We start from the raw sequence: 14,798 nt of genomic DNA, 5'->3' as shown, positions 1-14,798 counted from the left end.
AGATGGGTCGCTCGGCCCGTCAGGCCTAGTGCGGAGGCACTTGGCTTATTTGGTTGCCTTTTCGGTTTCCAGATCCCCGTCGGAGCCAAGGGAATCGGGCATGCCATTCGGGGAGCCCAACTCCGCAACGTACTCCTCGTCCAAATCTACAAAAGCGTCCTTCGCTTCACCGTTCAAGGGCGCATTCTGCACCGTCACGATTGCCTGCTCGGTGGTCATCAGGCAGAACTGCTCTCCATCGTGCCGATCAATCCCATCGTCTACGGCCTGTTCGAGGACTTCGAGCGCAACCCTGCCCCGCAGCACCAGGGGATCCTTGCTCAGATCCTTCCAAATCGCCACGCAGAGTAGCAGCATCACCAGCACGAACGGCAGCGCCGAGACGATGGTGATGTTCTTCAACCCGTTCAAGGCCGCAGCCGGGTGGTCCCCGCCGGCAAGCAGCATGACCGCGGCCACCGCACCAACCGAAACACCCCAGAAAATCACCGACTTCTTGGACGGCTCCTCGGCACCGCGTTCGCTCAGCGCACCCATGACGATGGAGGCCGAGTCGGCTCCGGTGACGAAGAAGATCGCGATCAGCACCACGGTCAACGCTATGAGCGCCGTGCCAAACCATGCGGGGAAGGGCAAGCTTCCAAGCAGATCGAAAAGTACCGAATTGAAGTTGATATTCGGCACCCCATCCACCATCTGCGCCATGGCTTGGCCCATGTCTCCGGAACGTTCCGCCCGCTCCTGCAGGCCGATCGCTCCGCCGCCGAAGATGGCGAACCAGATCAACGTCACCGTGGACGGCACCAGCAGCACGCCGGTGACAAATTGCCGGATGCTGCGGCCGCGCGAGATGCGGGCAATGAAGAGACCGACGAACGGGGTCCATGAAACCCACCAGGCCCAGTAGAAGATGGTCCAGGACGACAGCCAGGTGGCCATGGTTCCGTCGCCGGAAGAGGCCGTGCGCGAAGCCATTTCAGGCAGATCGCTGATAAAGGATCCCACCGCGTTTGGAATCACGTTCAAGATGAACAACGTTGGCCCACCGATGAATACGATAAGCGCGAGGATGACCGCAAGAATCATGTTGATATTCGAAAGCCATTGAATTCCGCGCTCAATGCCGGAAACCGCCGAACCGACGAACAAGGCGGTGAGAACCGCGATGATCAGAACCAGAACTCCGGAGCCCACGGTCGGCAGGAGTCCGGCCGACTGTATTCCGCCGCCGATTTGCAGCGCACCGAGTCCCAACGAGCAAGCCGACCCGAAAAGCGTCGCCAGGATGGCCAAGATGTTAATCGTCTTGCCACCCCAGCCGTTGACCACCCGCTCGCCAAAGATTGAGCTGAACATCGCAGAGAACAGCTGCGGCCGCCCCAAGCGGAAGCTTCCATAGGCCATGCCCAAGCCGACAATCGCATACATGGCCCAGGGGAAGAGCGTCCAGTGGAACAGCGTGGTGCCCATGGCGGTGCCGACGGCCGCGGCGCTTTGGCCCTCCACCGTTCCCGGCGGAGGAGACATGTAGAAGAACAATGGTTCGCCTACACCGTAGAACACCAGGCCGATGCCCATGCCGGTGGCAAACATCATGGAAATCCAGGAAATGGTGCTGAATTGCGGCTTTTCGCCATCTTTGCCCAGCGGGATGCGCCCAAAGTTCTTGGCCGCCACAACCAGCACGAATATGGTGAAGACGGTAGCCGCAATCACGAACATCCATCCGGTATTCGTGATCACCCAGTCCAAGGCCTTACCCGCGGTGTTTCCCAGACCGGTCGGCGAGGCAAATCCCCAAGCGATGAACGCCAGCGCCAGGGCGCCGGCAATTCCAAAAACCCAATAGTCGGTCCCGCCCGACGGATATTTCCGCGGCCTGCGCCGGCGAGCCGAATGCAGCTCGCTGACTAGATCTTGAACTGGTTGATCATTGCGATTCATAGATTTTCCTTTGATGGTGGAACATGACGGCCTACCGCGATGGTTCCTCGGCTTGGCCTGCCCGCAACCGGAAAACGGGCGCAACAAAGTCGTTGCTCGGTTATATTAAAGGCGGCGACCGCCGTGCTCAATGTACTGGCAGGGGCACGGCGGTCGCCGAATGATGCACCGGCTGCGCCGGAAACGCGGGGCCGAAGGCAAAAACCTTGCCTCCCCGCGCTGCGCTCCGCCGGCTAAGCGCCGATCAGGCCGTGCGGGTCGAGCACGAACTTCTGCGCCGCGCCCTCGTCGAAGGCCGCGTATCCCTTGGGCGCGTCGGTCAACGGGATGGCGGTCGCATTGACGTTTTTGGCGATCGAAACCTTGTCCGAGAGAATCGCCTGCATCAACCCTCGGTTGTACTTCATCGCCGGGCACTGGCCGGTGACGAAGGTATGGGACTTGGCAAAACCTAGCCCAAAGCGCATGGAAAGCGAGCCCCGCTTGGCCGCTTCGTCGCTGGCTCCGGGATCTCCCGTGACATACAACCCGGGGATGCCGAGGCTGCCGCCGGCCCGGGTGATCTCCATGAGCGAGTTCAGCACGGTGGCCGGCTGCTCCTTGCCGGCGTCGTGCCCGTGTCCGCGCGCCTCGAAGCCGACGGCGTCGATGCCGCAGTCGACCTCGGGCGTGCCCAGGATCTGTGCGATCTGCTCGCCCGGATCACCGAGCGAGACGTCCACCGTCTCGCATCCGAAGCTGCGCGCTTGCGCTAGCCGGTCTGCGTTGAGATCCGCGACGATGACGGTTGCCGCGCCGAGCAATTGTGCCGAGGTGGCCGCCGCCAGGCCCACGGGACCGGCGCCGGCGACATATACGGTCGATCCGACGGTTACCCCGGCGCCAATGGCTCCGTGGTAGCCGGTGGGGAAGATGTCCGAAAGCATTGTCAGGTCAAGGATCTTCTCCATGGCCTGGTCTCGGTCCGGGAATTTCAGCGCGTTCCAGTCTGCGTATGGAACCAGCACGTATTCGGCTTGCCCGCCGACCCATCCGCCCATGTCCACGTAGCCGTAGGCGGAACCCGGACGGTCCGGGTTGACGTTCAAGCAGATGCCGGTCTGTCCGACCTTGCAGTTGCGGCAGCGGCCGCAGGAGATGTTGAAGGGCACCGAAACGATGTCCCCCACCTTGAGGAATTCCACGTCGCGGCCGACTTCGATCACTTCTCCGGTGATCTCGTGGCCCAGCACAAGGCCCTCCGGGGCAGTGGTGCGGCCACGGACCATATGCTGGTCGGAGCCGCAGATGTTGGTGGCGATGGTGCGCAGGATGACGCCGTGGTGGACCTGGCGGCCAATGTTTGCCGGGTGGACTCCCGGGCCGTCCTTCAATTCGAATTCCGGATACGGCGAATCGATGAGTTCGACCTTGCCTGCGCCGGCGTAGCTTACTGCCAAGTTGCCCATGGTGGACCTTTCCCTTGAAATATCAGTTGGATACTAATTGGAATTAGGCCAAGTCTCCTCATGAGTGTGATCTATGTCAATAGGAAACCGAAACTTGACTCGCGCTCCCGCCGATGCCAGAGGGAGGGGCTACCCGTCCAATTCCTCGGTCAATCGCTGGGAAATAATGCTCTTTGCGGTGCTCTGCAGAACCGTCAAAGATTCCTCGATGAGCGGCGCCCCCTTGCTGCCCTTGCGCGTCACCGCGACGATTCGCCGCGATGGCTTGATTGCTCCGGAGATTCGGCGGCGCACCACATTCTCCGCACTGCCCAAGGTCGCCAAGCGCGGCATCAACCCCACTCCCAGTCCCGCCCCGATGAAGGCGATCATCGTTTCCCACTCGACCGCCTCGTGGGCAATATGCGGGGTGACCCCCAGCGAGGTGAAGGCGGCAACGAACAGGGCTCGATAGACCGATTGCTCCGAGTCCGAGATCCACGGATCCTCGGCGAGCTCTGAGAGCGACACCGATTTATTCATCGCCAGCCGATGCTCCGCGGGCAGCACCACATCGAGCGGGTCATCGAGCAACACGGTCTGCTCAAACTTTGTGCTGCCGCCACTTGACCCAGGCGTTTGCGACGCCACAATGACGGCGAGGTCGATCCGCTCGGCGAGCAATAGATCCAGGCAGCGCTGCGGCTGGGCCTCCATGAGCCGCACCTCGACATGCGGCCGCGTTCTGCGCAGGGTCGAAGCCAGCGGAGCCAGCAGCTGCGCGGCCGCCGTCGAAAAACCGCCCAACCCGAAATCGCCCTGAACCTGCCCTTCAGTCGACAGCGCCGAGGACCTGAGCAGCTCCCATTGCGTCACAATGTCGTCGAGTCCCGCCACAAAGTGCCGGCCGGCGACGGTCAACCGCACCCCGCGCCCGTCCTTGATCATCAGCTTGATTCCCAGGGAACGCTGCAGCTCACGAAGCTGCGCGGAGACCGCCGAAGGCGAGTATCCGGTGAGTTCGGCGGTGCGTGCAATGGTGCCCGCCGAGGAGAAGACTCGAAGGGTGATGAGGCGAGGATCGATCATGCACCCATTCTGCACGATTTCGTTCACTTTCTTGCGCTTTTCTTGTTGGCAAATTGTTTCTAGTCTCGACTCATATGGTGATTCGACTCACAAGGATCTTCCCCAATTTCCCCCTTCGTGGACGCCCGCTGGCGTCCGGCTTCTAGGAGTAAAACATGACCGCTTCGGTAAGCACTCCGCACTCGACGCGTGGCAAGCTCGCCTCAACGGTGAGCGATGAACAACTCGCCGAGATTACCGAACTCTTTCAGAATCGGCGCAAGGGCTACTCGCTTGAGGCTCCGTTGTACACGGATCCTGCGGTATTCAAGGTCGAAATGCAGGCAATCTTCGGAACCCACTGGCTCTTTGCCGCCAGCGTTGCCGAAATCCCGGAGGGCGGAGACTACGTCACCCTCGACTACGGTCCGCATTCGCTGATCGTTTTGCGCACCGATGACGGTGGCGTCAATGTGCTGCACAACGTGTGCCGGCACCGCGGAGCCCGCGTGCTGACCGAAGCTTCGGGCAGCACCGGCAACCTGGTGTGCGGCTATCACTCGTGGACCTATTCCCCGGAGGGCAACTTGATCCACGCCTCGGCTCCGGGCGAGGGAACCTTTGACAAGAATTGCTTTGCGCTCAAACGCGCCCACGGCCGGATCCACGCCGGGCTGATCTTCGTGTCCCTGGCCAAGGAACCACCTGCCGATTTTGACCAGGTCGCCGAAATTTTCGAACCCTACCTGGCGCCGCATGATATTTCCCGCGCCAAGGTCGCCTACCAGCAGAACATCATCGAAGAGGGCAACTGGAAGCTGGTGATGGAGAACAACCGCGAGTGCTACCACTGCGATGGCCACCCGGAACTAGCCTGTTCGCTGTTCCCCACCTGGGGCCTGACCGACGAGACCGTGCCCACGCATCTCGAAGAAGTCTGGGAACGCAATCAGAAAGCCCAAGCCGGGCTGGAAGAGCGCTGCCGCCGCTACGGGATCCCCTACGAAGTCGTCGAGGAGCTGGACACCCGCGTCGCGGGGATCCGCATTTCCCGCGAATCCCTGGATGGCGACGGAGAGTCCTTCTCCGCCGACGGGCACCGGCTCTCGAAGAAGCTGCTGGGTGAGCTGCGCGACTTCCGCTTGGGCCGCTGCTCCATGCACCTGCAGCCCAATAGCTGGTTCCATTTCCAGTCCGACCACGTGATCACCTTCGCGGCCTTCCCTATTAACGAGCACCAGACCCTGGTCCGCACCACCTGGCTCGTGGCCGACGACGCCGTGGAGGGCGACGACTACGATCTGGAGACGCTCACCCACACCTGGAAGCAGACGAATCTGCAGGACAAGGCCTTTGTCGAGCTCTGCCAGTCCGGAGCCAACAGCCCCGCCTACGAACCCGGCCCGTACATGAAGAGCGAATACCAGGTCGAAGCATTCATCAACTGGTACACGCAGCGCGTTTTGGAGCACCTGGCATGACCGGTACCGCCAAGCTCCTGAGCACCGCCAGCGCCCAGCGCCTGCGCGGGCTGGAAATGCCCTGGAACCGCGTACTCAGCAGCCAAGAAGGCCCGGCGAGCGCAGCCCGCGCACTGGGCCCCTGGCACCCCCAGGAATTCCTGGCCGAATGCGTGCAGACCATCGAGGAAGCCGGCGGGCTGATGACTTTCGTCTTCCGCCGCCTCGATGGCGCCCCGCTGGCATTCCGCGCAGGCCAGTACCTGAACATCGCCTTTCCCGTACATGGCGAAGACCAGGAGACGGTGGATCGCAGCTATTCGATTTCCAGCGCGCCCACCGTGCCCTGGACCTTCAATGTCAGCATCAAGCGCGACCCCAAGGGACTGGTCTCCACCTGGGCGCACGAGAACCTGCGTCCGGGCATGGTGCTGGACATGCTCGGCCCGGTCGGGGCCTTCCACCTAGGCGATTCCGACCGCCGCGCCCGCTTCCTGTTCCTGGGGGCCGGGGCCGGGGTCACCCCGATCATGTCGATGGTGCGCACCATCCACTCACTGCCCGGCCAGGCCGATGTGGTGGTGCTCTGCCATGGCACCGTGCCCGGAGACTTCCCGTTCTGGCGCGAGCTGGAATACATCAAGCAGGTCGATCCGCGCATCAGGGTCTCCTACTCGCTGGGCAACCGCGAAAAACCCGCAGACTGGGACGGATACTCCGGACGGCTCACCGCTGAAATGATCGAGGCGGTAGCCCCGGATGCCAACGGCCGCAAGGTGTTCGCCTGCGGTCCGGAAGGATATCTGAACTCGGCCACCAAGCTGCTACGCGAAGTCGGCGTGGATGACACCTCGGTGTTCATGGAATTCTTCTCCGGCGACCGCAAGACGCTGCTCGAATACCAGGCAGAAATCGCACTGGCAGAGGGCATCGCGGAAGAAGTCGCCGAATCGGTGGAGGAGTTCTACGAGAGCCAGCCCCCGGAACTGAGCATGTACGAGCCGGACTATGACGAAACGGGCACCCTCGAGGCCGTCGGCCAAAAGCTGGTCGTGGTCGACTCCGACGTTCCGCTGCCGCCGGCCGAACCGCTGGTCAGCGAAGAAGAGCCGCCTGCCGCCTCCTCCTTCCCCACCGTGGGCGAAGGCGAGCTGACCATGACCTTCCTGCGGACCGCGATCAACGTCAAGATCAACTCGGATGAGCGCATCCTCGGGGTAGCCCAACGCGCCGGAGTGCGCATCGGGGCCAACTGCCAGGAAGGCATGTGCGGCTCCTGCAAGGTCGTCAAGCTCGAAGGGGACGTGGAGATGAACCACCAGGGCGGAATTCGCGCCCGGGAGATCACCGCCGGCAAGTTCTTGCCCTGCTGCTCCACCGCGCAAACCGATCTGGTCATCGATGCCTAGCCGTCGCGGCCCGATCCCCCAGTACCGCCAGCAGTTGCTCCACCACACCATCAGTACATAAGGAGTCCCCCATGTCTCAAACTTCACCTCGGGTCGTCATCATCGGAGCCGGAATCGTCGGCGCTAACCTGGCGGACGAACTTGTCCAACTGGGCCACACCAATACCTTGGTTATCGAACAGGGCCCGCTGGATATCCCCGGCGGCTCCACCTCGCACGCCCCGGGCCTGGTCTTCTCGTCCAACGGCTCGAAATCCATGACCGAATTCGCGCAGTACACCATCGAGAAGCTCGACTCTCTGGTGGGCGCCGACGGTCGCGGCTCCTACCTGCGCGTGGGCGGGCTGGAGATCGCCACCACCGAAGCGCGCTTGGCAGATCTGCATCGCCGCGCCGGGTGGAACCGCTCCTATGAGGTGGAGGCCCACGTGGTCGACGCGGAGGATTGCCTGAAGAAGTTCCCGATGCTCAACCCCGAGCTGGTCCTCGGCGGCCTCTACACGCCGAACGACGGATTGGCTCTGGCCGCCAAGGGAACCCAATTGGTGATGGAACGCGCCAAGGCCGCGGGCGTGGAATTCCGCGACCGCACCGTGGTCACCGATATCGAGCAATCCGGCGGCAAGGTCACCGCGGTCATCTGCGGCGAGGACCGCTTCGAGGCAGATATCGTGGTCTCCTGCGCGGGTTTCTGGGGCCCGAATATCGGAAAGATGGTGGGCACCGAGATCCCGCTGCTGCCTTTGGGACACCAGTTCGCCTGGACCACCCCTGCGCCATCCCTCGCGGGCATCAACGAACTGCCGGCCGGCGCCAGCCGGCCGATCCTGCGCTACCAGGATCGCGACCTCTACTACCGCGAGTGGGGAGAGAGCATCGGCATCGGCTCCTACGCGCACCGCCCGATGCCCGTGGACCTGGACACCCTGCGGACCTACAAGCCCGAGGAAATCACCTCCGAGCGGATGCCCTCCTCGCTGGACTTCACCCCCGAGGACTTCGCCGCCGAATGGGAAGCGACCAAGGAACTGCTGCCGGATCTGCGCAATACCCAGATCCAGCGCGGCTTCAACGGGATCTTCTCCTTCACCCCGGACGGCGGTTCGCTGGTGGGCCAGTCCAAGGAGGTCGACGGCTTCTTCGTGGCCGAGGCCGTGTGGGTCACCCACGCGCCGGGCATCGCCAAGGCCGTGGCCGAACTGATCACCACCGGCACCTCGAAGACCGATCTGAGCGACTGCGACCTGAACCGCTTCGAGGACATGCAAACCACCAAGGAGTACGTCAGCGAAACCTCGCAGCAGAACTTCGTGGAGATCTACGATATCCGCCACCCGCTGGAGCCGCGGCTGAAGCCGCGCAATGTGCGCACCAGCCCGTTCTTCTCCCGGCAGCAGGAACTGGGAGCCTTCTTCCTGGAAGGCACCGGCTGGGAGCGCCCGCATTGGTACGAGGCCAATGCCTCCCTGCTCGAGCAGCTGCCCGCCGAATGGGCCGCCCCGGCGCGCGATGACTGGTCGGACATGTTCCACTCGCCGATTGCCGCGGTGGAAGCCTGGAAGACGCGCACCGCCGTCGCGATGTTCGACATGACCCCGCTCAAGCGCGTGGAGGTCACCGGCCCGGGCGCCGGGCAGATGCTCCAGGGCCTGACCACAGCGAATATGCTGCGTGCACCTGGCATGGTCAGCTACACCCTGTTGCTGGACGTCGCCGGCGGCATCACCAGCGATATCACCGTGGCCCGCATCTCCGAAGAGCTCTACCAGGCCGGCATCAACTCGAATGTGGATGTCGCCTATCTGGACCGCGAGGCCCGCAAGTTCAACGAGGCGAACCCGGGCCAGTGGGTGTCCGTCCGCGATATTACCGCCGGAACTTCCTGCATCGGGCTCTGGGGTCCGCTGGCCCCAGAGGTGATGGCCAAGGTCAGCGAAGACGATATGAGCAATGAGGGGCTCAAGTACTTCCGCACCAAGCAGATCTCCATCGCCGGCATTCCGGTGACCGCGATGCGCCTGTCCTATGTGGGCGAATTCGGCTGGGAGCTCTACGCCTCGGCGGATGTCAGCGCCAAGCTCTGGGATGTGCTTTTCGAAGCCGGCCAGGAGCACGGCATCATCGCCGGTGGACGCGAAGCGTTCAACTCCATGCGACTGGAGAAGGGCTTCCGCTCCTTCGGCACCGATATGACCAGCGAGCACGAGCCGGAACAGGCCGGGCTGGGCTTCGCGGTCAAGGCCACCAAGACCGTGGACTTCGTGGGCAAGGCCGCCCTGGCGGACCGCGCCGCCGCGGCCACCAAGCGGCTTCGCTGCCTGACCATCGATGATGGCGTGTCCGTGGTCCTGGGCAAGGAACCGGTCTACGTGGACGGGGAACCGGCAGGCTATGTCACCAGCGCCACCTTTGGCTACACGGTGCGCAAGCCCATCGCCTACGCCTGGCTGCCCAAGACGGTGCAGACCGGAGACGCGGTGGCGATCGAGTACTTCGGCAAGCCGATCGCCGCCACCGTGGTCGATGATCCGCTGTACGATCCGCAGATGGACCGGCTGCGCGGAGTTTCGCTGGCCACCTCGGCCAGCTAGCCACATCCGGCCTCCGAGGGGCCGGGTAGCCGTTCATAACGAACAGCTGCCCGGCCTTTTGCCGTATATACGCATATATAGGTACGAGACGCGCGCTGCGTTCTGGTTTCCGCGTCGTTTGATCAGCAGTGGAACTACCCGGGGTTCCTCAAGACCGGGCTTCGTCGTTGGCATCCTGCGGGTTGGGCTACCGAGCACGTTAGGGCGTTCAGCAAATAACTTCACTCCGCCGGCGACGAAACAGCGGCATTACCTGAACATGCCATTCGCGAATAGACCTAGGGCGAGCATCATTGAGCGCATACTGCAGGATTCGCTGGGTTGAGGAGTCCTGTCGTCACGGCCTTCGGCAATACAGCACAGGGATTTTGCCCGCTGATAGTGGTGTCAATTTTATACTGTTAACGGTATAATATTGACATGAAGCAAAGCTATAGAGACATCTTGCGAGAGATCGCCTACGACAACTATGGCTACGTCACTGTCACCGGCGCCACCGACGCTGGTGTGCCGGCGGTGGAGCTGCCAAAACTTGCCGCCCGAGGCGGTTTGGAACACACCGGGTACCGCCTTTACCGGGTCACCGACATTCCACCAACTGACCACGATCAGTTCGCGGAAGCCACCTTGCGGGCGGGCGCCGATTCCCACCTGCGAGGAGAAACTGTCCTTGCCCTCCTGGGCCTGGCGGATGTGAACCCTCGAAAGATTACAGTTGGTACAACCCATCGCGTACGTCGAGCCATGCCTAGCTATATAAATCTCGTTCGAGCTTCCGTAGACACAAAAGTGACTCACTATCAGGGGATTCCGGCGCAACGGGTTGCCGAAGCCCTCATTGAATGCCGCGGACAAGTACCCGCATCACGACTACGAGACGCCGCGACCAGGGCCCGCGCCGAAGGACTTCTCACCTCTGCAGAATGGCGCCAGGTACGTAAGGAACTTTCCGTATGAAGTATCCAACCCCACCCGCAAATCTCACAGCGCTCAACCAGCGCATTAGAAACTTAGAAGGTGAGGAAAGCTTAGTCACCCGGCGACGCACCTCCATGGCACTGGTCATTGTCGGGCAAATGCTCCCCGGAGGATCCGTAAAAGGTGGAAGTGCTATGGCATTGCGATATGGCACTGGAACACGATTCACGCGTGACCTCGACGCCGCACGGGCCAGTGGACTGGCAAAGTTCCGCGATGATTTCGCAGATCGCCTCCTAGAAGGATGGGAGGGCTTCACCGGACGTCTTGTTGAAAAGAAACAACTGAAACCCGCAGGAGTCCCGGCTTCCTATGTAATGAAACCCTTCGACGTCAAGCTCGACTACAAGGGTAAAGCATGGTGCACCGCCCCCTTTGAACTGGGCCACAATGAAATCGGCGACGCGGAACACCCCGTACTGGTTCTTGCTGAGAACCTTATCGACATGTTCACTTCTCTCGGCTTACCATCCCCAGCTCCTGTGCCGGTAATGCCAGCAGATCATCAAATCGCCCAGAAAATCCATGCATCTACCGCTCCTGGAAGTGACCGAGCCCGGGACCTCGTAGACCTTCAGCTGCTGGGCACCCAAGAGCAACTAGATCTCACGCAAGTACGATCAACCTGCGTCCGACTCTTCACTTACCGCAAAGCGCACCCTTGGCCACCTGTAGCGGTTGAAGAAACCGACTGGGAATCCCTCTATGCCGAAGCAGCAAATGGACTCAACGTAGCCGCTGATGTCATCTCCGCCGTTCAATGGGTCAACGAATTCATCGCCCAGATCGATCACGCCCCATCTACCACTTCTAACCCCCATTCTTCATCAACTGGGCCCAACCATTGAGCCGTGATGATGCGAAGCTCTCTCACTACCGCAGTAGACTTCGAGACTTGGTGTCCAATTTGTCCCAGTTCTACGTGGAGCTCATTCAACCGCATACACCTGGCTCATTTACAAGGTGGCGGCACTTCGAATTGCACTGCCCGTTGATCTGAACCACCCGCAACACGGCATGGGCCGTTTGCGGTGGGCAGGCCACGCCAACGCTCGAACGGCAAATATCTCTGGAACACAAAGAAAGCCGCTGCATCATCGGCCTTCCAAGCGATGATGCAGCGGCTATTTTTTCCAGCGCGGCGCCGGCGCCAGATCCCACTCCGGATCCAGGCCAACGCGCACCGTGAAGATACTATTGTTGCCTTGTACCTGCCGGTTCAACGTCCTAAGCAACCATGCGGGCTGGCTTGCCTTGCACTTGTGCCCTAAACGCTGGCGAACAGCTACCGGCGTCCGGCCATGGGAGCTCCTTTCGATGCGGCATTTTCAAGGGCGGCTAGCGCCGCCTGCGTTGCGTGCAGGATCAACAGGGCGGTGGTTACCGTGCCTACTCCCCCGGGCACCGGGCTCATCGCCCGGACCAGTGGCTGCACCGACTCCGCGTGAACATCGCCTACCAGCTGGCCATCCTCGGTGACATTGGTGCCCACATCGATGACTACCGACGAATCGCTGACCTCGTTGCCGGTAAGCAGGTTCGCCCGGCCAACCGCCACAACGGTCACCGCCGCGCCCCTGGTAATCTCGGCGAGATTGGTGGTTCGAGAATGGCAGATGCTCACCGTTGCGTCGCGCTGCAGCAAGAGCTGGGCGAGCGGTTTGCCCACCACCGCGGAACGGCCCACCACCGCAACGTGCTCTCCGGCGAGTGGGACTTGATAGTGTTCAAGGATTTCGATGACCGAACGTGCCGTAGCCGGCGCAAAGGCCGGCTGGCCCACGCTGAGCCTGCCCAGGCTCAGCGGGTTGGCTCCATCAATATCCTTGGCCGGGTCAATCAGCTGCACCAGGGAGGCCGGGTCAACCGATTCGGGCAGCGGCGTCTGCAGAATGATGCCGTGCACCGTCTCGTCTGCGTTCAAGGCCCGGATCGCTTGGGCAATCTCCGACTGGGTGCCGGTGGCCAAGTCGAGCACCTGGCAGTGAACTCCGAGCCGTTCGGCGGCGCGTTCAATGGAGCGCACATACCAGGACGTTGCCTCGTTGTCGGTTGCGAGCACCACCGCCACCCGGGCGGTGATCCCTTCGCTCGCCAGCCGCGAAACGAGTTGGCCGGTGCGTTCACGGATGGCTGCGGCCACCGGCTGTCCGGCGAGGCGTTGCGCGGTCATGCAGCCACCACCAAGCGGACCTGCGCGCTGAGTGCTTCTGCCGCCACGATCGCGTCGGCGGCTTGGCTGGCCACGAGGCTCAAGCGTTCGCGCTGTTCGGCTTCCTGTATTGCCGCAATATTCATTTCCAGCGTCACCAGCGCGGTACCCAGGGCGGCTCGCGCCGCTTCGGCGGCTGCAGCCACATCGCTGATCACCGATCGGTTTCCGATCTCGACCAAACGCTGGGCGAGCTCAATGACCACCGCGGAGGATTCAACGGTTGAGACCAACGGTGCGGCCGCGGCAATGGTGGCGCTTTGTATGGCCGCGGTGCGCGCTGCCTGCTGCTCTTCATCCTCCTTGGGCATCCTGTATGCATCGCCTAAGGCCCCGAACAATCGTTCGTCTTCCTGCGCCTCGAACAGCGCCGAACGCATCAGTACGCGTGCGTGTTTGGCGATCGGCTGAGCTTTGTCCTCGACCTCTCGGAATCGCGGTCCGGAGGTAAACTCGGCAACCATGGACACCAGCGCGGCGCCCTGGGCGGCGTGCAAGGCCGCGGCAGCACCTCCCCCCGGAGTAGGCGCCTTAGAAGCGAGCCGTTCAAGGTAGCTGGTGATTGTTTCATTGGAGATCATTGGGTTTTACCCTCGCTCAGAATGCTTGGCTGTGGATCCCTAGGCCAACCGGAGAGAAGATTTTGCGTCTGGGTCGGAGCCGCAAGCAAGTGCAGCGCCGGCCATTTGTGACGGTTATTCGTATGGCCTCAAGACCGTTGGATTTCGCGCGAATCAAGTGCCTCCTTGGGGCCCAGCACAAAATCTTCATTTAGTATCCAATTGGTATATCAGGTTACCTTGAAGCCTAAAACACATTCCGAATGCAGGTCAAGAGTTTTTGATCCTCTCTGGAAAAGAAAAGTTAGCAAGGATACGTTGAGCCATCCGCAAACCCTGAACATATGAGAGCAGCAGTGAACTGTCTGGTCGATATTTATGATGTCGTACCGGTAATCGGTGAGCCCATCAGCCAATCAATAGCCGGGCGCAAAGCGATATCTGCTCGTCGGGGATTTCGTTAGCGCGCACCCGCTTACGGCGGATGCGCGCTTCCTACCCGTCCGCCCGGTGCTACTGCCGAGGGACAGCGAATTCGACCCCTGATCCAGGTGCTCCGGGTTGCGCGAAAAGGACACCCAGCTTGCCGCGTCCATGTAGAACCGTGATCGTCAGTTTTACAGGGCTGTCCTCGGAGACCACGCATTCAACGTTCATCTGCTGCGAGTACCGTGAACTCGACGAGCAGTTCTGTCCGAAGCTAGCCCAACCCCAGTAGCGGCGGTCCATCTTCATGCTGAACTCAAAGGTCCCTCCGGGCGCTACAGCTCCGGGGACGACTGTGAAAACATACTGCGGTAAGAAGCGGTCGCTAACTCGTTCCACCGACACGTCAAAACTCGATGTCGATTCGGGCTCTTCTGGATCAACCGGTTCTTCGGATGGATCCGGTGTCGGCTCGACCGTTGGGTCCGCCGTAGGTTCCAGCGAAGGCTCAACCGTCGGCACTGGCGTTGGTTCCGATGTAGGTTCCAGCGAAGGCTCCACAGTCGGATCAAGCGTTGGTTCCGATGTAGGTTCCAGCGAAGGCCCCACAGTCGGATCAAGCGTTGGTACAAGCGAAGGCTCGACCGAAGGCTCCACCGTCGGCTCAACCGTAGGCACTGGCGTTGGCTCCGATGTAGGTTCCAGCGAAGGCTCGACCGAAGG

The 14,798-nt window shown here is 61.7% G+C and carries 10 protein-coding genes and 1 pseudogene; 6 read left to right on the top strand and 5 right to left on the bottom strand.

Annotated elements, in window-relative coordinates; translation table 11 throughout:
- Positions 1 to 45 precede the first annotated feature (45 nt).
- From CQ017_RS03575 to CQ017_RS03565, 3 genes are all read right to left on the bottom strand, one after another.
- Entirely contained in the window at positions 46 to 1,944 is a 1,899-nt protein-coding gene (locus CQ017_RS03575; RefSeq protein ID WP_105552564.1) for a BCCT family transporter, read from the bottom strand.
- 233 nt (positions 1,945 to 2,177) lie between these two features.
- Entirely contained in the window at positions 2,178 to 3,392 is a 1,215-nt protein-coding gene (fdhA, locus tag CQ017_RS03570) for a formaldehyde dehydrogenase, glutathione-independent (protein ID WP_105552563.1), read from the bottom strand.
- Between the two features lie 129 nt (positions 3,393 to 3,521).
- Positions 3,522 to 4,460, bottom strand: a complete 939-nt coding sequence (locus CQ017_RS03565; RefSeq protein ID WP_105552959.1) for a LysR family transcriptional regulator — start codon at positions 4,458 to 4,460, stop codon at positions 3,522 to 3,524.
- A gap of 155 nt (positions 4,461 to 4,615) precedes the next feature.
- Between CQ017_RS03565 and CQ017_RS03560 the strand changes: the two genes are divergently transcribed.
- From CQ017_RS03560 to CQ017_RS03540, 5 genes are all read left to right on the top strand, one after another.
- Entirely contained in the window at positions 4,616 to 5,920 is a 1,305-nt protein-coding gene (locus CQ017_RS03560; protein WP_105552562.1) for an SRPBCC family protein, read from the top strand.
- Entirely contained in the window at positions 5,917 to 7,308 is a 1,392-nt protein-coding gene (locus CQ017_RS03555) for a flavin reductase family protein (protein WP_105552561.1), read from the top strand. The genes CQ017_RS03560 and CQ017_RS03555 overlap by 4 nt, the downstream gene beginning before the upstream one ends.
- Before the next feature lie 71 nt (positions 7,309 to 7,379).
- The gene (locus CQ017_RS03550; protein ID WP_105552560.1) at positions 7,380 to 9,899 is read left to right on the top strand and encodes an FAD-dependent oxidoreductase; all 2,520 of its coding nucleotides are present in this window, start codon (positions 7,380 to 7,382) and stop codon (positions 9,897 to 9,899) included.
- A gap of 420 nt (positions 9,900 to 10,319) precedes the next feature.
- Entirely contained in the window at positions 10,320 to 10,856 is a 537-nt protein-coding gene (locus tag CQ017_RS03545; protein ID WP_105552559.1) for a hypothetical protein, read from the top strand.
- Positions 10,853 to 11,725 (top strand): nucleotidyl transferase AbiEii/AbiGii toxin family protein, encoded by an 873-nt coding sequence (locus CQ017_RS03540; RefSeq protein ID WP_105552558.1) that lies wholly within the window; start codon positions 10,853 to 10,855, stop codon positions 11,723 to 11,725. Before CQ017_RS03545 ends, CQ017_RS03540 begins: the two co-directional genes overlap by 4 nt.
- A 437-nt stretch (positions 11,726 to 12,162) precedes the next feature.
- Here the strand turns inward: CQ017_RS03540 and CQ017_RS03535 are convergent, their stop codons facing one another.
- A complete protein-coding gene (locus tag CQ017_RS03535) occupies positions 12,163 to 13,050 on the bottom strand; it encodes a bifunctional 5,10-methylenetetrahydrofolate dehydrogenase/5,10-methenyltetrahydrofolate cyclohydrolase (RefSeq protein ID WP_105552557.1) in 888 nt (295 codons plus the stop codon).
- Positions 13,047 to 13,670, bottom strand: coding sequence for a cyclodeaminase/cyclohydrolase family protein (locus tag CQ017_RS03530; RefSeq protein WP_105552556.1), 624 nt, complete (start codon positions 13,668 to 13,670; stop codon positions 13,047 to 13,049). Before CQ017_RS03530 ends, CQ017_RS03535 begins: the two co-directional genes overlap by 4 nt.
- 760 nt (positions 13,671 to 14,430) lie before the next feature.
- On the opposite strand from CQ017_RS03530, the pseudogene CQ017_RS18220 reads away from it, so the two are divergent.
- Positions 14,431 to 14,798: pseudogene (locus tag CQ017_RS18220) on the top strand (hypothetical protein); the annotation flags it as partial.

The sequence above is a fragment of the Arthrobacter sp. MYb224 genome (genome assembly GCF_002975455.1).
In the GTDB taxonomy this organism is placed as follows: Bacteria; Actinomycetota; Actinomycetes; order Actinomycetales; family Micrococcaceae; genus Glutamicibacter.
This window is presented reverse-complemented; position numbering and strand designations above follow the sequence as displayed.